The following is a 22,552-nucleotide window of genomic DNA, read 5'->3' as shown; positions in this document are numbered from 1 at the left end:
GCTTCGCCGACACGCTGGAGCTGCCGCACCAGGCATTCGGTCCTGCGCCGCCCGCGCCCCGGCCGGAAGTTCGACACGGTCAGCCGATCGGCGCAACCAGCCCCGTCCCCCGCCTCACCTCTAGGGTGGGGAGATCCGGTGGGGAGGAAGGTGAAGGCCCGCTGCGCCGACGAAGTTGCTCGCGGGCGTCGGCAGAAAAGCTCTCCGCCGACTTCATCCGCTCACTCGCCGACTTCGACGCCTGCAAGTACGCCTCTCGTGCCGTTCGCCTGCCGCGCGTGATCCGCGCCGGCCACGTACTGACCGCCAACGGCGACGACAGCGGTCAGTTCCGCCCACCGGGCCCGCCGCCGGAGGCACTCGAACCTCTGTCGACGGCTTGCTCCACCCGACTCAGACTCGAAGAGGCCCGCTGCCGCGCGTCGACGCTGGCCAACTCAGCGAGGCCGTGTCGCCCGAGCTGGGCACGGGGAACGCGTGGGTGGTGACGCTGCTGGTACCACCCGGGGTGGTGACGTGACGGAACTGCCGGGTCCAGCTGCCCCGGTTGGCCGGCTGAGACGCGGGTGCTCGGCCGAGAGCTGAACGGGGCAGTCCACGTCCGGTACGGCAGCAGGGCCCGGATCACGTGTCGCGATCCGGGCCCTGCCCCGTGCGCTGCCACCCTGCGGCGGCGGCGCGTCAGCTCTGTGCGGTGTTGTCGCCCGTCTGCTCGGCGCCTTCGGCTGCGCCTGCCTTCTCGCGCATCTTGCGCACCAGCTCCGCCTTCTGATCGGCGGCACTCTGGCGGTCGAGGTTGCGGTGCGGACCGTTGTCCTGCCGTTCGGCGCGGGACAGCTTCTTGCGCTGGCCGCCGCCCATGCCCACGGGGTTGTTGATGTTCTTGCTCACGGGTTCTCCCGGAATGATGTGAAGTGATCTACGGATTCATCAGTGGGGGACGGGCGCGGCTACGTCGAAGGACGTCAGCAGGGGCCCATCACGCCCTCACTCGTAAATCGGCGTCTGGAAGAACATGCCCAAGACGTTACCCGGTCCCGTCGGCTCCGCACACCAAGTTTTTCGCTTCCCGACGTCGGCCGAGCCTTCGGTGAGCGCCAGCCGGCAACCCGAACCGCCCGGGGCAGCATCAATCTCGCTCACTGTCTGCCAGCCGGCCGAGGCGGAGGGTGATCATTCCTTCCGTGCAGGAACAGCCCTGATCTCGGTCACCTGGTAGCTCGCGGGTATCTGGGCCGTACACGTCGAGGGCGCCGCCTCGCTGGAAACCGCCGACCCTATCATCGAGGGGATGGCACGGCAGCTCGGCGAAGCCACTGGTGAGACCGCCCTCAGTTACAGGACCACCGGCCAGCCAAAACCATGAAGCCGATCATGTTCGGAGCCAGATGCGGCATCCCTCAGATCGCCCCGCGCCCTGTCCACGTCAGCAACCCAGGAAGGAACCAGGCTGCATCTGTCCGTCACCGGGCGGCGCCCCACCAGCACGTTATTGCGGCAATCCAGGTGTAGCGTCCTTGACATGGACTCTCGCACCACTGTTGAACGCGCTCAACGCCTCAGGCAGCTGCACGCCGAGTACAAGCCGCTCGTGCTGCCGACCGTCTGGGACGTCTGGTCCGCGCGGACGGCAGCCGCCGCCGGGTTCCCCGCGCTGACGGTCGGCAGTCATCCGCTCGCCGACTCCCGGGGGGCCGACGACCACGAGGGGCAGACCTTCGAGGAAGTACTCACCGCCGTCAGGCCGATCATCGCGGCGGTCGACGTACCCGTGTCCGTGGACCTGGAGGCCGGATACGGACAGAAGCCCGCGGATCTCGTTGCCGGGCTCATCGAGGTCGGCGGCGCCGGCCTCAACATCGAGGACACCGTCCATTCGGACGGCGGCCGTGTGCGCAGCACACAGGAGCACGCGAGCTACATCGCCGGCCTGCGCGCGGCGGCTGACGACGCCGGAGTTCCGGTCTGGGTGAACGGGCGCACCGACCTCTTCCTGCACACGAAGGATGCTTCCGGCGTCCTCGACGAGGCGATCGAGCGACTGCGAGCCCTGGAGCAGGCCGGCGCCGACAGCGTCTACCCGGTGGGTATTCAGGACGACGACGACCTGCTCGTGGCGGTGACCGGCGCCGTCGCCGTTCCCGTGAACTCCACGGCCCATCCCGTCAGGCACGATCTTGAGCGCTTCCGCCGCCTGGGCGTCGGCCGGATCACCTACGGCCCGCTGCTGCAGTTCGCGATGACGGATGCGATGAAGAACATGCTCGGGCCCTGGGCGCCCTGAGGAGCTCATCGAGCGACGGGGCCGGCCGTCGGTGTCCTTCACCTCACGGCACAAGTGACGCGTGTGCTTGCCGAACTCGGCTGCGCCGACCGGGGCTTCCTCGGTGCAGTCGTCGGCCTCGACGGACAACAGCGGTCGCCTGGCCTTCGGGGCGATGAGGCTGGTGTCTGCAAGCGCACACCCCGCGCCGGGCCCTTCCACGTGCCCGTCGCGGGGAGGGCGACCTCAGTGACGTACCGATCCCTTCGGGACATCGACACAGGCCGGGCGACCGCGAAGGCTTCGGCCGGTTGGCCGTCGACGAGGTGGGTGCTTGCTGGGCGCCACGGTGATCAGCTCGATGACACGCCACTGTGGAGCAACGATGGTCGTAGGAACGGGACTTGTCTGCACCAGCCGCATCGCGGCCTTCGTGCTGCCGGTGCAGACGAGACCGCGCAGGCGGATCTCGTGCGAGGAGAAGTGTTGAACGAGCTCGCGTGCTCGACTCGGTCCACCAGCAGTTCCGTTTCGCGCATCACCCGGTTCACCGCTGTCGCCCAGCTCTGTCCAGCGCGGGCCGTGCGTGGCGAGGGCGGCGTACGTCCAGCCTCCGGTTGCCATGACGGATGTCGATGCGCCCGTCTTTTCGGTGCAGAGACCAACCTGGAAACGGGGCGGTCGTCCTCAGCACCAATCTCCCCGGTGGCGCCGCACAGGGCCTACAACGGGGTCGACCAGACGGCGGGCACGTGGGGCCCTACGTGCAGCTTCGGCCGCCGCACTGTGGGGAGTGGGACGTACCGCCCCAGGATGTACGTCCGCCGACCCCGGCGGAGGAGTTGAGCGCCAAGGTGGCCGTGGCCAACCGGAGGTGGGGGCGGTGACCCCTCGCTCGGTCCCGCGCTACGAGACCCGGACTCTCCAGCCCGACCTCGAGCCGGACGCGGATCCGGTCTTGTACGCGATGCAGTACGCCGTGGGCGGAGAGACCTCGCCGGCAAGCGAGGACTGTGCCGAACCGCAGGACTGGGTGCTGCGGCACTGCGGCCAAAACCCGTCCCACCACGCCTGCCGGGAGATCTTCACCCTGCCCTGGCGAACCTGGCGGAAGACGTGAACCACTCTCCTGACCCGGGATCCCCGCCGCACTGACCCACCCGACTCCCGTTCCTGCCCGGCGCAACCGGTCGGGGCTCCCCCGTGCTCGTCAGCCCCGGCAGGGACCGGCCTTCATCTGCTGCCGTGCCCATGGCACTGAGGTTCTGGCCTCAGCCGCAGAAAGTCAGCCACGAGGGCGGGTGCGCCGGCCGGTCACCCGCCACGTGTGTCTCGCTCAACCCAGCACCGGCACCAACCCGGTTGTCTCCATCGTCACGGCCCCAGCCCGGCACCAGGCCCACTCGTCCGGGACGGCAGCTCTGCCCAAGTGCCGACGCGCGGCACGGGCCCGCCGGACGGCCCTCGGGGCCCGCCTGCCTGCTGCGGAGCGATCGGACCGGAGGGGCTGCGCTTGATAGTCCGCCTCATGCTCTCCGGATCTGCGCGCCGAGTGGCCGGTGGACGTCGCCAGCGGGGCGGCAGACAGGAGCGGGCGGCGGCCACCGGCCACCGGCGCGCGGCGGCCCGCGCAAGCGGACGCCCTTGAACCAGACGCCGTCGCCCCTCAACCCGAGGGAACTCGCCGGAGGCGAGCGGCGAAGGAGAGATAGAAGCCCAGCCTTCAAAGCATGTTCCCTTGAACGAGAGGAGCCCCGATGACCGTCGAGCCAGGCGTCCGCGCGGGGGCGGAGAGCGATGCCTCGGTGATTGCGCGGTCCCGGGATGAGCCCGAAGCATTCGCCGTCCTTTTCGACCGATACGCGGATGAGGTACATCGCTATCTGGCCCGCAGGCTCGGTGGCGAGCCGGCCGACGACCTCATGGCAGAGACCTTCACCACCGCTTTCCAGCACCGGCACCGGTACAACCCCTCGAGGGCCACCGGCGACGGCGCCCGGCCCTGGCTGTTCGGTATAGCGACCAACCTGGTCGGCCGACACCGGCGGGCCGAGGGTCGCCGCTTCAAAGCCATGGCCCGCATCCCGGCCCCGGCCGATCACGAGGAGCCGCTGGCCGACCGTGCCGCGGCCCGGGTGGGGGCTCAGGCCGTACGGCGCGAGCTGGCAGCGGCACTGGCCGCCCTGCCCGCACGGCACCGGGACGTGCTGCTGCTGGTGGCGTGGGGCGGTCTCGGCTACGAGGAGGTGGCCCAGGCCCTCGGCGTCCCCATCGGCACGGTCAGATCACGGCTGCACCGGGCTCGCAGCAAGTTACGCCAAGCGTTGGGCGGATCCGATCCGACGACACAGCGAGAGGTACCCGGCCATGACTGACGAACTCGAACTCCTGCGGGTCTGGGACACGGACGCCGCCCCGCTCACCGACCCGGCCCGGGCGAAGGCCCGCCACCGACTGCTCAACGCGATTGCGCGCGCGCAGCAGCACCCCGACGCGGCTCCCAGCCGCCGCCACGCACTCCGCCTCGCGACGGCTGCGGTAGTCGCCGTGGCGGTTACGGGAACGGCGGTACTGATCGCTGAGGGCGGCACCGGCGAGGGCGATCACCCCGACCACGCCGACCGCGTATCGGGCACGGCGACCCCGAGGATGGGTAACGTCAGCGCCGTGACGGTGCTGAACGGGGCGGCAGCGCAGGCGGGCACGTACGAGAAGCCTGTGGCGCCGCGCGACGACCAGTTCATCTACTCGAAGCGGATCATCAAGGAGACGGAACGCAAGACCGGCGCGGTCAAGACCTACGAGGACGTGAGCTGGGACTCGGTGGACGGCTCCAAGCGCTCCTTGACCATGGAACTCGGCCGGGTGATCTGGGAGGAGCCCTTGAAGAAGGGCGAGAGCGTGTGGCCGCCTCGGGAGTGGAGCAAGCTGAAGAAGCTGCCCACCGACCCGAAGAAACTCATTCCGGACATCGCCGGCGGAGGACCGTCCAGCAGCTCGATCAGTGACTTCACCGCACTGGAATGGTCCCACGCCTACTTCATGCTCGGTGAGCTCCTGAAATGGCCGGTGCTGCCCCAGGGGCTGCGTCCCGCCGCGTACAAGGCGCTGGCCCTGGTGCCCGGTGTCAAGGCAGTTCCGGGAGTGAAGGACTCCGCCGGGCGCACCGGAGTGGGGATTTCCTACCCCGAGAGCCCGTTCGCGGAGGGCAAGTACCTCATCTTCGACCCGGAATCCTATGAATTCCTGGGCTTCCGCGACGAACGGACTTCGGCGTCCGGCGACAAGACGTACATCCAGCTGTCACACGTGGTGGACTGGGCGATCGTCGACCGGATGAAACAGCGCCCATAGCCCCACCGGTCCTCGCCGCCTACAGGCGAAGTTCTTCCGGTTATCCGGAGGGCGGGGAACAGCAGCGCGAGACCAAGGACTGCGGTGACCCGGGACAGTTTCTTGATCACACCCGGGGGAATGAAGCCGTGCCCGTCATTCCGCAGAGGGGCCCGAGCCGGGCGCAGGTCGGGCTTGTCTGCCGCACGCGGGGAGATGCACGCGTCGCAGAGCCCAACGACGGTCCCGCATAAGGGTCCACATCACGGCAGAGATCGGTCGACACAGGTCTGAATCGGCGTCCGCAGGGCATCGGGGCGCCATGCAGATTCTCAGCGGGATCCTCATCGGACTGTCCGGATTAGCAATGGTGCTCATAGGCAAGCCGCTGGCCACGTGGGATGCCGACAAGGTGGAGGTGTGGAGCGGTCTGCGCCACCTGCACGGCGTGAACTACAACCGGGTGTGCTTCATCCTGGGGGGTCTGGGAGCCGTCTTCGCCGGCGGTTACCTGATTTTCGCGGGTTGACGCAGAGCGGCACTCGGCCGGTCGCCCAGCCAGAGCCGCCCCTGCCGTTGAGGGGGTGACAGATGTCAAGGAGTCGGCGGTGATCGCGGGCACGGCGGTGACGCGCCCGGATCGCAGCGCTTCGAAAGCGTTCACCATCGGCGAGTCCGCGATGCCCAAGCAGGACCCGCGGCGTGGCAGGCTCGGCAGTCTCCCGCGCGTCACGGCCCTACCAGCCGGAGGGCGGCACCACAACCCGCCAACTGCCAGGAGGCAGCCGACCTCGCGCGTCAATAGGCTCCCGGACTGACAGAGCCCTTCGGGAAAAGGGAGATTCAGGTGCGAACTCGTATGACGGGCCGCCTTCTCGGAGGTCTGCTCGCGGCCGGCCTGGTGATGGGTACGGCAGGCGTGGGGCATGCCGCAACAGCGGATTCCGGCACGGCGGCGGCCGCCTCGGTTCAGACATCCGCAACGGCGGCCAAGGCCGCCGCGTACCCCAGGGTGTACCTCAACACGGTGGTCAATCAGTGGACACACTGGGCCCCGGACTACTACGACTCCACTCACGCGGGGTGGCTGTACGCGGGATCGAACTACTTCTACTGCATCAAGGAAGGCGTCTACTACTCCGACAACGGGCGCCGGAGCCGCTACTGGCTTCTCACCGACGACGACAGCGGCAACCGCAACGTCTACGTCAGCGAGGTCTACCTCGACCAGTGGGGCTGGGACAACGTCTACAGCCTGCTCGACTACTGCTGACGCGTCGCTGCTCCCGGTCACGCGCGGTCCCCGAGGCCCGGCGCTCCCACCCCCGTCGGCGGGTGCCGCAGCTGCGGATCCGCCGGACGACGGGATCGTGCGCGGTTCCTGCTACCTCAGGCCGTGAGGTCCAGTAGGCGCACCGGCTCACCTGCCCACCGACACGGGGCAGCGGTGGCCGTGACCGCCCCATCGGGGCGGTCACGGGTGGGTTGGGCTGCGGAGTGGCCGTGCGCGGCGGCCCAGCGGAACTGCCGGTCGTCGTCGCTGTGCGGGCAAGGTCGCCGACTTCCCCGGTGTCGGCGAGGTGGACGAAGATCGGTGTCCGCCGGGATGGCTTGACTCTGTGGGCCATGTCCGGGTCGCACAGCGCCTTGTAAGGGTTTCGAGAGCTTCTTGTACGTGCGCACGTCTTTACGTGCGCACTGGCGCCCCTACGTGCGCGCGAACACCCCTCCGTGCGTGCGAAACGACGACACGGACACGTCTCCTGCACCCCGCTCGCACCGGTTTGGGGGCAGACTCCCGTCCATGAGCACCACGCGACGCCGACTCGGCACGGGCCCGAACACCACCACGAGCGCGCCGACAACGGACACCGGCCCGCGGCTTCTGCCCGCCGAACGAGTCACCCCTGATGCGCTCCTGGAAGGAGCCGAGCTTCAGGACCTGGCCGGCCACAAGGGCCGACGAAGCCTCGGCCCTGGCATCGCCACAACACCAACCCCATCACCCACAGTCCAGGATCGCGAAGAGCGCTGTTGAAAAACCGAAACTCCCACCCCAGCGTCGTGTGCACCACCAGGGCGGCCGGCCCAGGGTCAGGCAGACGAGTGCGGGTCGCCCTCCGGCCATGGCCGGAAGACGTATGCCCGGCGGGTCTCAGGTGAGTGGCCAGTTACGCAGGGCGGCGTCGGCCAGCTTCTGGAGTTCGTCGCGGCAGACACCGCTCGCCGCTTGCACGGCGAGGCCGTAGGCGAAGGTGGTGAGGTAGCGGGCCAGTAGCCCCGGATCGGTCTGCGGCGGCAGGTCGCCGTCGTCTACGGCGCGCTGGAACCGCTCCCGGACGCAGGTGTAGCCGTTGGTGCGCCAGGCGACGAGGAGGTCACGGACTTCCTGCCCGGAGTCGCTGGTGGTCAGGGCGCTCTGGACGCCCAGGCATCCGTGGGGATGGGCCGGGCGGGTGGTGGTACGAACGGTGCCGGCCAGGATTGCGGTGGCGACGCCGAGAGCGGTCGGCTCCTCCAAAGCTCGGGCCAGGTATGCGCTCGGGCCTTCGGTATAGCGCTCCAGGGCCTTGCGGAACAGCTTCTCCTTGTTGCCGAAGGCCGCGTACATGCTGGTGGTGGAGATACCCATCGCGTTCGTCAGGCTGGCCGTGCTGGCCCCCTCGTAGCCGTGCTTCCAGAAAACCAGCATGGCGCGCTCGAGAGCTTCGTCGGCGTCGAATCCTCGCGGCCGGCCGACAGGGCCGCTCTGTTTCGTCTCCACGTTCGCAGCCTACCTTTCTGCAGCGATCGCTGCAGAAGTGTTACCGTTCCACTTCTGCAGCGATCGCTGCAGAAACGGAAGGGGCTACTCACGTGGGATTACTTGAGGGAAAGACCGCTCTCGTCACCGGGGGCAGCACCGGGATCGGCCTGGCCAGTGCCGTCAGGCTGGCGTCCGAGGGCGCGCACGTGTTCATCACCGGCCGACGCAGGACCGAACTCGACGCCGCTGTCGAAATGATCGGTCCAGCGGCCACCGCGGTGACCGGCGACATCTCGAAACTGGCCGACCTGGACCGGCTCTACGAGACGATCCGCAGCCGGGACCGGGGCCTGGACGTACTGTTCGCGAACGCGTCCGTCGCCTCGCTCGTGCCGCTGGAGCAGGTCACCGAGGAGCACTTCGAAACCCTCTTCGGCGTCAACGTCCGGGGCACGCTGTTCACTGTTCAGAAGGCGCTGCCCCTGCTCAACGACGGCGCTTCGGTCATCCTGAACGGCTCTACGAACGTGGACGTCGGCGATGAGGCGCTCGGCGTCTACGCGGCGACCAAGGCCGCCACCCGATCGTTCTCCCGAACCTGGGCCAACGAACTCAAGGGACGCGGCATCCGGGTCAACACCGTCACGCCCGGCCCCACCGACACCCCTGCGCTCTCGGGGCTCACCCCCACCCCGGAGCGCTTCAAGCAGCAACTGGCGGCGCGTGTGCCGCTGGGCCGGCTCGCGCGCCCGGAGGAGATCGCCGCCGCCGTGGCCTTCCTCGCCTCCGAGCAGAGCAGCTTCATCACCGGTTCGAGCCTGTACATCGACGGCGGCCTGAACCAGATCTGAAAGGCGCGACCAGGTATGACAACCATGGGGATCATCGGCGCGGGCGAGGTCGGCAGCCAGATCGCCCGTGCGGCACTGGTCAATGGATACGAAGTCGTCATCGCCAACTCTCGGGGACCCGAGACCGTGTACGCCCTTGCCGAGAGCGCGGCGCATCGGCCAGGGGTGACCCTGGCCGGCGGACCTCTCCCTCGGCGATGGCCGGCACGCCAAGGCCGTGGAGAGTGTCGCGCCTCTTCTACGCCCCCTGCCTACACCCCCTCGCAGCCCCGATCCGGAGCTGCCCACAGAAGGGTCGTCTTCATGTCCGACAGTGATCTGCGCGCGTTCTACCTGCGCTATATCGAGGCGCTCAACGCCCACAAGTTCGACGGTATGGACGAATTCATCGGCGACCGGACCACCCTGAACGGTGAGCCGGCCACCCGGGACGACCTCCTCGCCGTTCAAAAGCATGACGTGGACGCGGTTCCGGATCTCCACTGGGAACTCGAGGAACTGCTCTTCGACGGTGACCGTCTGGCCGCGCGCCTGGTCAACACGGGTACCCCGGTGAAGACATGGCTCGGCGTGGCTCCCACCGGCGCCTCGTTCGAGATCGTCGAGTACGCCATTTACCAGGTCCGCAACGGACGGTTCGTGCACATGACCGCCCTGCACGACGCCGGCGAACTGCACCGGCAGCTGACCGGCTGACCGGCTGACCTAAGGGTTCAGCGTCAGCACATCAATGAACAGTCCGCGCATCACCGACGGCCCATTCGAGCCGCATAACTCGTGAGGATACGCATGCCCATCACACTGATCACCGGGGCCAACAAGGGCATCGGCTTCGAGACAGCCAGACAGCTTCTGTCGCTGGGCCACACCGTCTACATCGGCGCGCGTGACGCCGAGCGAGGCGAGAAGGCGGCGGCGACGCTCGGCGCACGGTTCGTGCAGCTCGACGTGACCGACGACGCATCGGTGACCAGCGCGCTGGCGGCGATCGACTCGGCCGAGGGCCGGCTCGACGTCCTGGTGAACAACGCGGGCATCTTGGGGCACGGGGTCACCGACGGTCCCACGGCACTCCGGGCCTTCGACACCAACGCGGTGGGAATCGTGCGCGTCACGGAGGCGGCACTTCCCCTGCTGCGCAAGTCCTCGAACCCCACCGTGGTCACCGTTTCCAGCAGTGCCGGGTCCTTCTGGGCAGTGACCAATCCGGACCGGCCGGAGTTCGGCTTGCCGTTGGCGCTCTACTCCGCGTCCAAGTCCGCAGCCACCATGCTCACGGTCCAGTACGCCAAGTCCCAGCCGGGCATCAAGTTCAACGCAGTCGAGCCCGGCACCACCGCGACCGACCTGACCGCGGCATTCGGAGTCGGAAGGACGCCGGAGGAGAGTGCCAGGGTCGTCGTGCGTCTCGCCACTCTCGACGCGGACGGTCCGACAGGAACCTTCCAGGACGAGAACGGGGAAGTTCCCTGGTAGCCGCGTAGGGGGGAAGCCTTGTTCCGCCACGACGGCGACGCATCCCTCGCCGGGACTCTGCCGTGAAAGTTCAACGGACAGCGGGGCGTTGCGGTGCAGCGACGGTCTTTTCACGGTCAGCGGGGGTGCCGTGGGGTGCGCAATCGGCAGGAAGGCGAACCGCTACCCGCGGCAGGAAGCAGCCGACGAGGGGCCCCATGCACAGTGCGATCAGCACAGTGCCGACCCCGACCGTCCCACCCAGTAGCCAGCCGGCACAGGCAACAGCGACTTCGATGCCGGTGCGAACAAGGGCGACGGGTAGGCGGGTGAGCCGAACGAGTCCGGTCATGATGCCGTCGCGTGGTCCCGACCCGAACTGCGCGCCGAGGTAGAGCGCGTCAAAGAATGCCAGAGCGACAAGACCGAGAGCGAGATATCCGATCTCGGCAAGTGGCCCTTGGGGGTCGGGGAGCACAGTCGCGGTGGCATCTGCGGTAAAGCCGACGATCGCGACGTTGAGGAGCGTGCCGAGCCCAGGCAGTTCTCGCAGCGGGATCCATGCAATGAGCACAAGCAGCGAGATCAGGTTCGTCGCCCAACCGAACGAGATGTCGAGGGATTTGGCCGTGCCCTCCGTGAGCACGTTCCAACTGGCCGCACCAAGGCCGGACTGGACGAGCAGCATGACAGCGGCCCCGTATCCCATCAGGCCGAGCAGGAGCTGGGGGATCCGACGCGCCTTTCGGGCTGCCCGGAGCTGGGCAAATGCGTTCATGCGCGGCAGTGCGGGTGAGTCGTGACGAGCCGGGACGGAGGTGTGCGTTGCGGAAGGACGAGGTGCCATGGGGCGAGTCTCCGGGTCATCTGGACCTGGAATCCATAGCCAGATTGATTAGTCTGGTTCGGTGAAAATCAGCTCGCACGCGGTGGCGCGGATGTTGGGGACCTGGCACGAGGGGCCGGGGCCGGCGCATCAACGTCTCTCCGACAGGTTGCGTCTGCTCATCCTGGATGGACGCCTCTCCCTTGGCGCGGCCCTGCCCAGCGAGCGTGATCTGGCTGTCGCCCTCGGCACCAGCAGAACCACCGTCGGCACCGCGTTCCGCACGCTGGTCGAGCACGGATACCTCACCACACAGGCGCGTACCAGGGCGACGGTACGGCTGCCTGATGGCACCACGTCCGAGCAGCCGGCCGGCAGGGACAGGGAGACCATCGACCTGTCCTTCGCCGCGCCGGCCGCGCCGGTAGAAATCCTGCACGCCGCGTTCGCGACCGCTCTCGAACAACTGCCACGACATTTCGAGCGGCACGGTTATGACCGATACGGCACCGCGGAGCTGCGCGAAGCAGTCGCCCACTGGTATGAGCGGCGAGGACTGCCCACCCGACCCGATCACGTCCTGATCACCAACGGCGCACAGCACGCGCTCGCTCTTCTGACGCGAGTACTCCTGTCGCCACGCGACAGAGTCCTCATCGACCATCCGACCTACCCACACGCGATCACGACATTCACTCAAGCGCGCGCCCGGCTTCTCCCCGTCGCCGTGACGTCTTCCGGCTGGGACACCGAGCAGCTCCGAGCAGCGGGGAAAGCCGCGCACCTGGCCTACCTGATACCTGACTTTCACAACCCGACCGGGATGTGCATGCCAGCCGGCGTGCGCCAACAGCTCACTCTTGCGTGCCCCACGGTCGTCGACGAGACCATGGCCGATCTGGCTCTGGACGTTCCGAGCCCCGAACCCCTCGCGCTGCACATGCCGGCAGCCATCAGCATCGGTTCTGTGTCCAAGAGCGTCTGGGGCGGCCTACGCATAGGCTGGATTCGCGCGGTGCCCTCTCTCCTGGAACGCGTCGAAAAGGCCCGTCCCACGACAGACCTCGGCACCCCCGTCGTCGAACAGCTCGCCACAGCCGTCCTCCTGAACGCGCACCAAACCCAGCGGCCGGACACGCTCCAGCAGCTCAGGTCACAACGTGACGCCCTGCGGCAAGCGCTCACCGAGCACCTGCCGGACGTCCATGCCCTGCAACCGCCCGGCGGTGTGACGCTCTGGGCAACCTTCCCCGAGCCCGTCAGCTCACGGCTGGCAGCCATGGCACCGGACCACGGAGTGACCATCGCGGCCGGACCTCGATTCGGCATCGGGGGTGCGTTCGAACGCAACATCCGACTGCCGTACACGCTTCCTTCGAGTCAACTGGTCCAGGCGATCCGCAGACTCGCACAGGCAGAACAGGCACTCGCACGAGGCGCTACCGGAACCCACACCCCCGCACCCATCGCGTGAACGTCAACAACGTCATGGCCCGCGGCAACCAGGTGCCCTACGACGAGTCCATCCAGCTCGCACCGGCGATGCCGGGTGAGCCAGTTGATCACGTGCTCACGTGAGCCACGCCGGAGGCGAGAACGCGTCGACCGGCGCGGGACGGAGCCGCCGCAGGCCTGCCGGACCTGCGCGCACCCGCCCAACTACCGCCCCGGACACGGCAATCAGGGCCCACCCCCTCATTGCGTCAGCCGTTGCAAGCGGCCGTGAGCACGATTTTGCCCTGGATGTGCCCGTGGGCGGCGCGCTCGTGCGCTGCTTTGGCATCGGCGAGCGCGAACGTGCTGTCGATCGCGACGCGGACCTTGCCCGCGTCGAGCAGACGCCCCAGTTCAGCAAGCTGCGCGCCGTTCGAGCGAACCTGGGCGCTCGAGACCGTGACGCCCAGCTTCGCGGTCTCTTCTTCGTCGAAGTCCCCGGGAAGCACGGGGAACTGGGCGCCACCGCGCTTGAGCGTACGCAGGAATCGCTTGCTGTCGGGCCCGCCGACAGTGTCGAGGACGAGGTCGACGTCGTGCACGAGTTCCTCTGGACGACTCTTGGTGTAGTCGATGAACTGGTCGACACCGAGTTCGCGCAGGAACGATTCATGCGCGCCCGATGCCACCGCTGTGACATGTGCACCCTTCCATTTCGCGAGCTGTAGCGCGAAGTGCCCCACGCCGCCCGCGGCGCCGTTGACGAGCACCGTCGTGTCGGCGTCCAGTGCCGTCGGGCGATGTGGCGCAACCTGGAAGGGCGAGGGGTGGCCGTGTCCGACATCGATCAGGAACTGCCACGCCGTCAGCCCGGCCATGGGCGCCCCGGCGGCGTGCACGTGGTCGATGCCGGCCGGCTTGCGTGCGAGGTCCGCCGCAGGCGCGGCCACGTACTCGGCGTATGCGCTGCCGTCGAAGCTGGGAAAACGCAGAAGACCGAAGACTTCATCCCCTACGGCGAGGCCATCCACGTCCGCGGCGACGGCTTCGACGACTCCCGACATGTCCGTCCCCGGAATCACCGGCAGCCTGACGGTCGATTCCGTCTCCCCGGGCATCCTGGTCAGCCCGCCGCGCAGGTACCAGTCCGGAGGATTGACGCCGACCGCGTGAACGCGAACGAGCACCTCACCCGGCCCCGGCTCGGGCATCGGCACCTCCTCGTAGCGCAGGACCTCCGGGCCGCCGTGCTCATGCAGCCGGACCGCCCTCATCGTGTGTATCGGCATCATTTTCTCCTGCCCGCGCCGCGGGATAGACTTATCCGGATCAGCGCTCCACATAAACGGACCACTGATCCGAATATATGGACCACTGATCCGGATAGTCAAGAGGGGACACATGCGGGCCGACGCCAGGAAGAACCGCGACCACGTGCTCGCCGTCGCGGGAACCGCCATCACCGAGCACGGCTCCGAGGTGTCCATGCGCGACATCGCGCGCAGGGCCGACGTCGGACTCGCGACGCTGCTGCGTCACTTCCCGACGCGCGAGGCGCTGCTCGAAGCCTTGCTGCGCACGAGCTTCAATCGGCTGACGGCAAGGGCAGACGAGCTCGAGACGTCGAGCTCGCCCGAAGATGCTCTCGTTTCGTGGCTGCGCGACTGCGTCGCATGGACGACCGAGTATCAGGGTGTGACCGCGCTGATGACAGCAGCCATCGAGGACACCGACTCCGCGCTCCACGCTTCGTGCGTCACGTTGCGTGCGGCCGGTGCCCGGCTCCTTGCACGTGCCCAAGCCACGGGCACGGCCCGGACCGACATTGACGGCACCGATCTGTTCGCGCTGGTGGCAGGGCTCGCGTGGCTCAGCGATCAGCCCTCGCTCGCCCCGCGCGCCGACCACCTCTTCGACGTTGTCACAAGCGCGATCCTGACGAACCCAGCGAGCACCGATCTCAAGAAGACGCCGCCCCTCGGCCCGTAGAAGCCGGCCCGTAGAAGCCGGCCCGTGGACCACCAGCGTGCGTCCGCCGCGTCGAACCGGTCCAAGTCCGGGCAGGGGCAGACTACTTGGCTGTCGCCTTACGCCGACTGCTGCCTGCCGGGGCCTCACCGACTGGCAGGTCGACAGACGGCCGCCGTCCGCGGCCCTCGATGAGGGTGCCAAGGTAGAGCCGGAAGCGGTCCGCTGGTCGACCTCGAGCTCTAGCTGATGTTCCTCGGACTGCTGGCGATGCGTGCGGTCGGTACCTCCCCCGCGCCCCGATTGATCGCTTGCGGGAGTGTGCGACCGCACGTGATATCAGCGGGCGCTGTCCGGGGTGTCCTGTTCGACGAGGGTGTCGAGCTGTCGCTCCACCTGCTCGGCTTCCTGATCCCGTCCTTGCTGCCGATACAGCCCGAGTGCTTCCCGCCACACCGTGAGGGCCTGGTCGGGGTGGCCCAGGGCGGTGTGGGTATGACCGAGCCTCTCGAGGGTGTCTGCGGTTTCATAGGCGTTGCCGAGGTCGCGGTAGAGGCTGATGGCTCGGCCGTAGTACCGGATGGCGTCGTGGTGGCGGCCGCTGTGGTGCTCGATGTAGCCGAGGCTGTCCAGGGTCTGCGCCTGACCGTCTATGTCCTGGTGCTCCTCAAAGAGGGCGAGGGCGGCCTGGCAGTGCTCACGGCCGGTGTCGTGCTCGCCCACGCGCGCGGCGTACCAGCCCACGGCGTTGCGCGCGTTGGCTTCCGCAATCGGCTGATCGAGGCCGTGGTAGAGATCCAGTGCGCGTCTGGCGTGTTCCAGTGCCCGCCGACCGTCCGGCCAGATCGATGCGAGCGTGTAGTGCGCCTGGGCCTGCAGGGCGCGGTCGTCCTGCTGCTCGCTCAGCGCGAGAGCCTCGTTCAGGGCTTTGATCGCCTCCTGGTGGTGCCCGAGCACGACGTGGGCGCGTCCCAGGAGCCGGTAGGTGAGGATCTGGGCGCCCGGATCGGGCAGTCGGCCCGCGGAGTCGACCGCGAGTCTCCACACGGCGAGCTGATCGTGGCGGTGTCCTCGCCGGTAGTGGAAGTTGTTCAGCGTCCAGGCCAGCTGCCAGGACGTGCTGTGCAAGGCGTGTGCGGCGGCCGTGTGCTGGGCGGCGAGCAGGTTCCGGTGCTCGGCCTCGAACCAGTCCATCGCCGCCGGGATGTCGGAGAGCGTCTGGGGGTGGCAGCCGGGCACCGGCGGAGAGAGCTCGATGGGCTCCCGGTGGAACTCCAGGAGACGGTCGGCGGCGTACGCGGTGTGGGTGTAGAAATCCAGCACCCGTCGCAGCGCCGCCGTGCGTGCGCCGTCGGCCAGGTCGTGAGCGGTGGCGGCGTAACGGCGGATCAGGTCGTGCATGCGGTAACGGCCGGCCGCGTCCTTGCCGATCAGCGATGCCTGTTCCAGCCGGCGCAGCAGAGCCCTGGTCCGGCTTCGGCCGCGGCCGGTGAGGCTGACGGCGGCAGGAAGGCCGATGTCGGATCCCGGCGCGATCGCCAGCAGCCCGAACACCTCGGCCTCCTCGTCGCTCAACGCACGGTGAGAGAGCGAGAGCACCGCGGGCAGGCTCGCGGCCGGATCGGCGTCGTCAAGTACATCGAGCGCGCCGTCGCGCAGGTCGTCGGCGAGTTCGGCCAGCGACAGGTGCGGATCGGTGTGAGCGCGGCCGGCGACGATGCTCAGCGCCAGCGGAAACCCAGCACACCGGCTGACCAGCTCGTCCACCGCCCCAGGCTCGGCCTCGATGCGTGCCGTGCCGAGCCGGGCGGCGAGCAGCGTGCGGGCCTCGGTGTCGGTGAGCGTGTCCACCGACAGGTGATGGGCGCCATGGCCCGTGACAAGACCGGACAGACGGTTGCGGCTGGTGACCACCACGGTGCAGGTGCTGCCGCCCGGCAACAGAGAAGTGACTTGGGCGGTGTCGACGGCGTTGTCGAGCACCAGCAGCATCCGCTTGTCCGCCACCAGACTGCGCAACAGCGCCGTCTGCGCATGCGCGGCGACCGGGATACGGCCGGGCTCGACACCCAACGCGTCGAGGAATCCGCGCACCGCGACCGCCGGGTCCATCGGATCACTGTCCGGACTGAAGCCCCGCAGATCGACGAAAAGTTGGCCGTCGGGGAACCGGTCGGCGTTACGGTGCGCCCAGTGCAGCACCAGCCACGACTTGCCCACCCCGCCGGCACCGGCAATGGCGGATACGACGACCGTGCCCGCCGCACCCGAACCCGAACCCGCCCGCAACACCGCGTCCAATCGGGCCAGCTCATCCTCACGGCCCACGAACGGCCCTGGGTCAGCGGGCAATTGACGCGGTACCGGAACCGCCGATGGCTCCGCCATGCCCGCCGCCGCTGCCAGCAACTCATCGAGTTGGGCCGGCCCCAGTTCCAGTGCCGCAGCCAGCTGACGCACCGACGCGAGCTGCGGATTACGGCGCTTACCGGTCTCCACGCCGCGGATCGTGCTGACCGAAACACCCGAACGCTCCGCCAAGGCCTCCTGCGTCAGCCCTGCTTGCAACCGCAACCGCCGTACCGCCCGCGCGAGATGATCCCCCATAAGAGACTTCCTACCAGGACCACCCACCCCACGTGTTCTGTTCGGCGCGAGCCGAAGGACGACGTGCTCCGGCGGCCGTCGCCTGAGGATCCCTCCGCTGCCGTTCGACTCTCCGTCCATCGACACACGCGGTATCTCTCCCGATCACGCGGAAGGGGAGACCCGTTCGCGCACCCATTCAGGATCGGGGTTGGTGTGCGGCTGACCCGCCACGACGACGGTCGGCACGGTCTCGTTGCCCTCGTTGGCTGCCCTCACCACCGCCGCTCCTGCCGGGTCATGCCAGATGTTGACCCAATGCAACTCGCGGGCGCTACGGCCCAACCGGATGCGCAGTCGCAAGCAGTACGTGCATCCTGCCCGCCAGTAGACGACCGGCCGTCCGTCGACCGCGCTGCGGCGTTGTGCCTCCAGCGCACCGATCGATCTCGGGAAGACCAGAGGCGAGTTCACGCTTGCGAGCAGCACAAATACCAGCAGGAGTGCTGCGGCCTCGCCGGGGCTCCCGCTGAAGACCAGCCCGGTCGCAACGACTGAGCCGCAGAGCACAAGCAGTATCGGCAGGATCCAAGTGCGCGTCATGAGGACGCAGGCTATCGATGAGTCGAGATGCTCCTCGAACCAGGCTGCTCACCTGGGCGTTCGCCGGACACGGCGCCATGTGCGCCCCTTGTGGTTGTCCCGGACCAGCGAGAGCATCCCGGCTCCCCCGCGGGCCAGCCCCTGGCCTCTGTCCGGGCACTGGGACTCATGCCCTGTGACGGCCCGTGAGGCGGCCGTGACACCTGGACCGCGGGTGATCGTGCTGTCTGGGCGGCCGGTTGCTTGGTCGCTTTCTGCTTTCCGTCAACTTCATCTACCTTCAGCCCGGTTGGAAGAACGCGAGCACCTTCTGGCCGGCGTCCGGCGACGCCAGTATTTCCTGGACGAACGCGGACTGCCGACCGGCGGCGCTGGTGCGTTCGAACATCTCGCGTTCGTATTCTCTGACTGCGGCCGGAAAGTCGTCCGGGTGCGCGGCCAGCGCGAGGCCGAGCAGGGCGCCGTCGAGCAGCGCCATGTTGGCGCCCTGCCCCACCGGCGGCATCAGATGCGCGGCATCGCCGAGCAGCGTGACGTCGGGCATCGACGGCCAGGTCAGGCCGACCGGAAGAGTCGTGATCGACCGCGGCAGGACCGTGTCGTCGCAGGCGGCGATCAAAGCGGTGAACCGTGGGTCCCAGCCCGTGAACAGGTCGATCAGCCGCCCCCCGAGCGGCGACCGGGTCGTCGAACGGGATCCCGCTGGTGGCGAACCAACCCTCATCGGTGTGGAAGCTGAGGCCGATACATACGCGGCCGTCGCCGTTTCGCTGCGCCGACAGCGATTGTCCGTCGCCGAGCACCCAGTAGTTGCCGCGCCCCACCATCGCCGCGAGGTCGGGGTGGGTACGGTCGATGTCGGCGATGCTGAGCTCAACGACGTTCTGGCCGGTGTGGGCTGGTCGGGCGTCGGTGAGCAGCGCGCGGACCCGGGAGTTCGCGCCGTCGGCGCCGACCAGCAGGTCATACGCCGCACTGCTGCCGTCGGCGAAGTGCAGCAGGCCATGGTCGGCGGATTCCACCGCGTGCCCCCAGCGCACGGCGTGTTCGGGGAGGGAGTCCAGCAGGAGGTTGCGCAGATCGGCCCGGTCGACCTCGGGTCGCTCGAGGGGGCGTCGTCGGGTGTGTCCTCCTGCAGCAGCAGGGTGCCGTCCGGCTCGAGAAGGCGCAGGTCCTGGCCTTCACGACGGGCAATCGCGTGGAACCGGTCGATCAGACCGGCCTCGCGTAACGCCCGTTGCCCGGTCCCGGAGTGCAGATCGAGCATGCCGCCCTGGCCACGCGCGCGCCGCGCGACGATTCCCGTTCGTACACGACGGCGTCGATGCCGTTCACGTGCAGCACGCGGGCAAGGGCCAGGCCACCCAAGCCGGCTCCGACGATGGTGATGGTGGTCGTGGTGGTGGTCATGCTTGCCTCCGATGCACGGCATTGGCTACTCGCGAGAGATCGACCCGTGGTGCGCGCGGCCCACCATCGGCGGGGCGCCCAACGCCCTCCCCCACTCGCCGATCACCTTGGCCGGGACTTGTGGTCAGCTGGCCCCTCGACCGGGTCGGCCGGCTCGATGAGGCGCGACTACCAGCGCGTGCCGGCCGACGGCGACGACCTGGCAGGCGCCGCGCTGCGCCTCGGTGAGCACGGCGGGACGCGCCTGTGAACGAACTCCTTGCCGACGGCGAGAACGGTGTCGGCGCGTCGTCGCTCACCGCGCTCCCGTCCTCGCCTGTCCCACCGACGGGTTCGGGCCCGGTGATCAGTCGACTCACCGGCGGAGCCGAGGCGCGAGGACCGTGCGCACGACCTTGGCGACGTTGTTCGCGGCGGATCCGTCCTCTTCTCCGGGTTCCGGTTCCAGCACACCCTGGACCTGCAGCAGCAGCTGGTTGGTCGACCGCCAGAGCGGGACGAACATGCCGGCCACCGGCCCGACGCCCTGGATCGGGCCGTTGGACAGCTCGGTGACCTTCTTGGCGATCGTGACCGTTGCCGGGTCCCGCAGGATCAAGTGCACCTCGTCGTCGACCAGCCGGATTTCCATCTTGCGCGCGGCGGCCTCCTCCGGGTTCGCGTCGGAGGTCGTCTCCGGATCCAGTTCGTCGATCTTGGCGGCGACCGCGTCCGGGTCGACCCCGAGTTCGCGCAGCACCTTGGCCGCCATGCTGTTCTCCGCCCGCAGCATCGCCTCCAGCAGGTGATGGCTGCCGACCGGTGCGCCACCGGCCAGCGCGCTGGCGGCGGACACGGTGTCCTCGGTGGCAGCTGTGCCGGCCGGCCAAGGGCCGGCCGTGACGTCCTGCGATCCCTGCGATCCCTGCGAAGACGCCAGCACCGCGGCACGGATCTTGCCGATCGGATTGATCCGCTCGGCAAGTACCTTCGCGCCGACGCCCTCCCCTTCCCTGACAAGGGCGAGCAGGATGTGTTCCGTACCGATGTAGGTGTGGTGCAGTTGCAGCGCCTCGCGTAGGGCGAGATCCAGCGTCTTCTTCGCGCGCGGCGCGAACGGGATATGACCGCTCAGCTGCTGCGTACCGGGCTTGACCACCGCGGCGATATCGACCCGCGCCGCCTCCTTGTCGTAGCCGAGCTGATGCAGAACCTTCGCGGCCATGCTGTCGGGCGCGTCGAGCAGTCCCAGCAGGATGTGCTCCGTGCCGATGTAGTGGTGATTGAGCAGCCTCGCCTCCTCCTGAGCCGTGACGACCACCTTGCGGGCTTCCACTGTGAACCTTTCAAATGGCATGGTTTTATGGTCTCAACCCTGTCAATACACTGCTATTGATAGGGTCACCATGCTGAAGGGAGGGTGTGATGGAGACACCGTCGGACTGGGAGGGCCGGCTCGCGCGCTGGCAGAATGAGCTGGAGCTGTTCGAGCAGCTGGATGAGACACCCTGGGTCACCCTGGCCAAGGCGGAAGCGGAGACCGGCGTTTCCCGCTCCGCCCTGCGGTCCTGGTATCGCAATGGCGAGATCCGGTCGCGGCTGGTGGACGGCCCGAACGGGCCGCAGCGCCTGGTCCAGTTGGACGCGGTGATCGAGCGCGCCGCCGCGTCACCGCGCATTCAGCGCAGGGCGGAACGGGAAGTCAGCCTGGAAGCCCAGGTCACCCTGCTACGGCACCGGGTTGACCAGCTCGAGCTGCGGCTGGCCGCGCTGGAACGGAAGTGACCGGCGCGAGCAGCACCATGTCAGGTGACTGTCCGCAGGTGCATCGCGTACACGCGTACCCGGCCGGTTCGGCGGCGAGACCGGCCGGGCTGCCCGGGACGGGGAGGACAGCGCGGACGCGGTCGGCGACGTTCGGCTGAAGCAGGTTGAAGGCCTGGGCCTAGAGCACAGCGGCGTCGAAGCCCTGCGGAACTCGGCCCCTACCTCCCAGCCGTCGCCTGAGCCTGCCGAGTTCCGTCTATAGGGCGTTTGGGCTCAGCCGCCGCTCTTTCGACGGAACGACCGCTGACTCGCGGCCGGCCCGTGCGCGCCGTGGACCTTCGACGTGTCGGTGCTCGCAGCCACGTCCGCGGCGTCCGCCTGCTTACCCCGCTTGCGGTCCAGGGCCTCCCGGAACTTGCGCTTCAAGTCGTCCTGTCCGTCATCGTCGGGCGAGAGGGCAATGCTCTCGCCGTCAACCGGCTCCGAGCCTTCGGGCAATGGAGACTCTGCGGCCATGGTGACCTCCTGGGACTGGGCAGTGGAAAGCACAGCTTGTCATGGCGAGCACCGCTCGAGGCACCAGCCCTCGTCCTGCACTCGCCAACCGCCGTGACGCGTGGCCGGCGCTGAACGTGCATGAGGATTATGAGCATCATCCAGGCGATCGGGCGACACAGCGCTGCCGTCACTTCTCGGGTTCTGGCTCAGTGCTTGTGGAGTGGTCACCGGTAGTCAGATCTTCGAAGCGAGCCGGTACCGATGTGGATGAGCCTGGAGTCGGGGTGAGGTGAGTTCCAGGGCTCGATTGTCCAGTCCGGCGGCCATGTGGTCGAGCCACCGTTCGTACCAGGCGAGAAAGTCCGAGGCCGAGGAGACGTTCGGGCCCCAGAAGCCGTCGGCGTTGCCGATGAGCATGCGCCCGGTGAGAGGGCCGGTTACGCCGATGAGGACGAGATCGCTGCAACCGCGTTCGGCGACGTGCAGGAAGAGGTGACCGTCGCGTGTGGGGCGGTAGGCCCGGCTGAATCCTCTTGAACCGGTGTCGGCACCACCGGGGTTCATCGTGAACAAGGTGCAACTCTCCAGCGGGATCAGCCCGTAGTACGGGGACGCACCGCTGCCGCCCAGGTTCGTGAGGAAGTCTCGATAGGGCTGTGGGAGTTCCACGTCATGCTCGGCTTCAAAGGCGTCTGCCCGAGCTTCGGGCAGGCGGGGGCCGAGACGAAATGCGTGCCGCTCTTCGCCGAAGGAATGGCTCCGACTGGGTGCGTAGGGGATGTATGCCAGCTTGCGTCGCAGCCGCGGGATACGGGAGTCCATGCGAACTCTTC

The 22,552-nt window shown here is 68.3% G+C and carries 21 protein-coding genes and 2 pseudogenes; 13 read left to right on the top strand and 10 right to left on the bottom strand.

What is annotated here, in order from left to right:
- Window positions 1-681: 681 nt before the first annotated feature.
- Window positions 682-891, bottom strand: a complete 210-nt coding sequence (locus ACFVYS_RS25885; protein ID WP_389505639.1) for a DUF6243 family protein — start codon at window positions 889-891, stop codon at window positions 682-684.
- 631 nt (window positions 892-1,522) lie between these two features.
- Here ACFVYS_RS25885 and ACFVYS_RS25880 point away from each other — a divergent pair.
- From ACFVYS_RS25880 to ACFVYS_RS25855, 6 genes are all read left to right on the top strand, one after another.
- Window positions 1,523-2,284 carry an isocitrate lyase/phosphoenolpyruvate mutase family protein gene (locus ACFVYS_RS25880; protein WP_389505638.1) on the top strand — a complete coding sequence of 254 codons (762 nt, stop codon included), beginning with the start codon at window positions 1,523-1,525 and terminating at the stop codon, window positions 2,282-2,284.
- Between the two features lie 862 nt (window positions 2,285-3,146).
- Entirely contained in the window at window positions 3,147-3,383 is a 237-nt protein-coding gene (locus ACFVYS_RS25875; RefSeq protein WP_389505636.1) for a hypothetical protein, read from the top strand.
- Between the two features lie 637 nt (window positions 3,384-4,020).
- A complete protein-coding gene (locus ACFVYS_RS25870; RefSeq protein ID WP_389505635.1) occupies window positions 4,021-4,638 on the top strand; it encodes an RNA polymerase sigma factor in 618 nt (205 codons plus the stop codon).
- Window positions 4,631-5,617 (top strand): CU044_5270 family protein, encoded by a 987-nt coding sequence (locus ACFVYS_RS25865; protein WP_389505633.1) that lies wholly within the window; start codon window positions 4,631-4,633, stop codon window positions 5,615-5,617. Before ACFVYS_RS25870 ends, ACFVYS_RS25865 begins: the two co-directional genes overlap by 8 nt.
- 301 nt (window positions 5,618-5,918) lie before the next feature.
- Window positions 5,919-6,125 (top strand): hypothetical protein, encoded by a 207-nt coding sequence (locus ACFVYS_RS25860; RefSeq protein WP_389505631.1) that lies wholly within the window; start codon window positions 5,919-5,921, stop codon window positions 6,123-6,125.
- A 330-nt stretch (window positions 6,126-6,455) separates the two neighbouring features.
- The gene (locus ACFVYS_RS25855) at window positions 6,456-6,869 is read left to right on the top strand and encodes a hypothetical protein (RefSeq protein ID WP_389505629.1); all 414 of its coding nucleotides are present in this window, start codon (window positions 6,456-6,458) and stop codon (window positions 6,867-6,869) included.
- A gap of 882 nt (window positions 6,870-7,751) precedes the next feature.
- Here ACFVYS_RS25855 and ACFVYS_RS25850 read toward each other — a convergent pair.
- Entirely contained in the window at window positions 7,752-8,360 is a 609-nt protein-coding gene (locus ACFVYS_RS25850; protein ID WP_389505627.1) for a TetR/AcrR family transcriptional regulator, read from the bottom strand.
- A 92-nt stretch (window positions 8,361-8,452) separates the two neighbouring features.
- Here ACFVYS_RS25850 and ACFVYS_RS25845 point away from each other — a divergent pair, with 92 nt between their 5' ends.
- From ACFVYS_RS25845 to ACFVYS_RS25830, 4 genes and pseudogenes are all read left to right on the top strand, one after another.
- Window positions 8,453-9,193, top strand: a complete 741-nt coding sequence (locus ACFVYS_RS25845) for an SDR family NAD(P)-dependent oxidoreductase (protein ID WP_389505625.1) — start codon at window positions 8,453-8,455, stop codon at window positions 9,191-9,193.
- A 15-nt stretch (window positions 9,194-9,208) separates the two neighbouring features.
- Window positions 9,209-9,286 (top strand): annotated as a pseudogene (locus tag ACFVYS_RS25840) (NADP oxidoreductase); the annotation flags it as partial.
- 210 nt (window positions 9,287-9,496) lie between these two features.
- The gene (locus tag ACFVYS_RS25835; RefSeq protein WP_389505699.1) at window positions 9,497-9,889 is read left to right on the top strand and encodes an ester cyclase; all 393 of its coding nucleotides are present in this window, start codon (window positions 9,497-9,499) and stop codon (window positions 9,887-9,889) included.
- A 93-nt stretch (window positions 9,890-9,982) separates the two neighbouring features.
- A complete protein-coding gene (locus ACFVYS_RS25830) occupies window positions 9,983-10,669 on the top strand; it encodes an SDR family NAD(P)-dependent oxidoreductase (protein ID WP_389505624.1) in 687 nt (228 codons plus the stop codon).
- A gap of 70 nt (window positions 10,670-10,739) precedes the next feature.
- Here ACFVYS_RS25830 and ACFVYS_RS25825 read toward each other — a convergent pair whose 3' ends face one another.
- A complete protein-coding gene (locus ACFVYS_RS25825) occupies window positions 10,740-11,426 on the bottom strand; it encodes a YitT family protein (protein WP_389505622.1) in 687 nt (228 codons plus the stop codon).
- A 130-nt stretch (window positions 11,427-11,556) separates the two neighbouring features.
- On the opposite strand from ACFVYS_RS25825, the gene ACFVYS_RS25820 reads away from it, so the two are divergent.
- On the top strand, window positions 11,557-12,948 hold the full coding sequence (locus ACFVYS_RS25820; RefSeq protein ID WP_389505621.1) for a PLP-dependent aminotransferase family protein: 1,392 nt from the start codon (window positions 11,557-11,559) through the stop codon (window positions 12,946-12,948).
- 229 nt (window positions 12,949-13,177) lie between these two features.
- Here the strand turns inward: ACFVYS_RS25820 and ACFVYS_RS25815 are convergent, their stop codons facing one another.
- Window positions 13,178-14,197, bottom strand: coding sequence for an NADP-dependent oxidoreductase (locus ACFVYS_RS25815; RefSeq protein ID WP_389505697.1), 1,020 nt, complete (start codon window positions 14,195-14,197; stop codon window positions 13,178-13,180).
- A 112-nt stretch (window positions 14,198-14,309) separates the two neighbouring features.
- Between ACFVYS_RS25815 and ACFVYS_RS25810 the strand changes: the two genes are divergently transcribed.
- Window positions 14,310-14,897 (top strand): TetR/AcrR family transcriptional regulator, encoded by a 588-nt coding sequence (locus tag ACFVYS_RS25810; RefSeq protein ID WP_389505619.1) that lies wholly within the window; start codon window positions 14,310-14,312, stop codon window positions 14,895-14,897.
- Between the two features lie 318 nt (window positions 14,898-15,215).
- On the opposite strand, the gene ACFVYS_RS25805 is transcribed toward ACFVYS_RS25810, so the two are convergent.
- The 4 genes and pseudogenes from ACFVYS_RS25805 to ACFVYS_RS25790 all read right to left on the bottom strand — a co-directional run bounded on the left by ACFVYS_RS25805 (window position 15,216) and on the right by ACFVYS_RS25790 (window position 20,811).
- Complete coding sequence (locus ACFVYS_RS25805) at window positions 15,216-17,483, bottom strand: ATP-binding protein (RefSeq protein WP_389505695.1); 2,268 nt, start codon at window positions 17,481-17,483, stop codon at window positions 15,216-15,218.
- A 144-nt stretch (window positions 17,484-17,627) separates the two neighbouring features.
- A complete protein-coding gene (locus ACFVYS_RS25800; protein ID WP_389505617.1) occupies window positions 17,628-18,065 on the bottom strand; it encodes a glutaredoxin domain-containing protein in 438 nt (145 codons plus the stop codon).
- 280 nt (window positions 18,066-18,345) lie between these two features.
- Window positions 18,346-19,475, bottom strand: a pseudogene (locus ACFVYS_RS25795) (FAD-dependent oxidoreductase).
- 355 nt (window positions 19,476-19,830) lie between these two features.
- Window positions 19,831-20,811 carry a Clp protease N-terminal domain-containing protein gene (locus tag ACFVYS_RS25790; RefSeq protein WP_389505615.1) on the bottom strand — a complete coding sequence of 327 codons (981 nt, stop codon included), beginning with the start codon at window positions 20,809-20,811 and terminating at the stop codon, window positions 19,831-19,833.
- A gap of 68 nt (window positions 20,812-20,879) precedes the next feature.
- On the opposite strand from ACFVYS_RS25790, the gene ACFVYS_RS25785 reads away from it, so the two are divergent.
- A complete protein-coding gene (locus ACFVYS_RS25785; RefSeq protein WP_389505613.1) occupies window positions 20,880-21,239 on the top strand; it encodes an excisionase in 360 nt (119 codons plus the stop codon).
- A 255-nt stretch (window positions 21,240-21,494) separates the two neighbouring features.
- Here ACFVYS_RS25785 and ACFVYS_RS25780 read toward each other — a convergent pair whose 3' ends face one another.
- Complete coding sequence (locus ACFVYS_RS25780) at window positions 21,495-21,737, bottom strand: DUF5302 domain-containing protein (RefSeq protein ID WP_389505611.1); 243 nt, start codon at window positions 21,735-21,737, stop codon at window positions 21,495-21,497.
- A 216-nt stretch (window positions 21,738-21,953) separates the two neighbouring features.
- Window positions 21,954-22,541, bottom strand: coding sequence for an SMI1/KNR4 family protein (locus tag ACFVYS_RS25775; protein ID WP_389505610.1), 588 nt, complete (start codon window positions 22,539-22,541; stop codon window positions 21,954-21,956).
- Between the last annotated feature and the right edge of the window lie 11 nt (window positions 22,542-22,552).

Origin of the sequence: Streptomyces sp. NPDC058295, from assembly GCF_042880655.1 — a bacterium.
Classification (GTDB): domain Bacteria; phylum Actinomycetota; class Actinomycetes; order Streptomycetales; family Streptomycetaceae; genus Streptomyces; species Streptomyces coriariae.
This window is presented reverse-complemented; position numbering and strand designations above follow the sequence as displayed.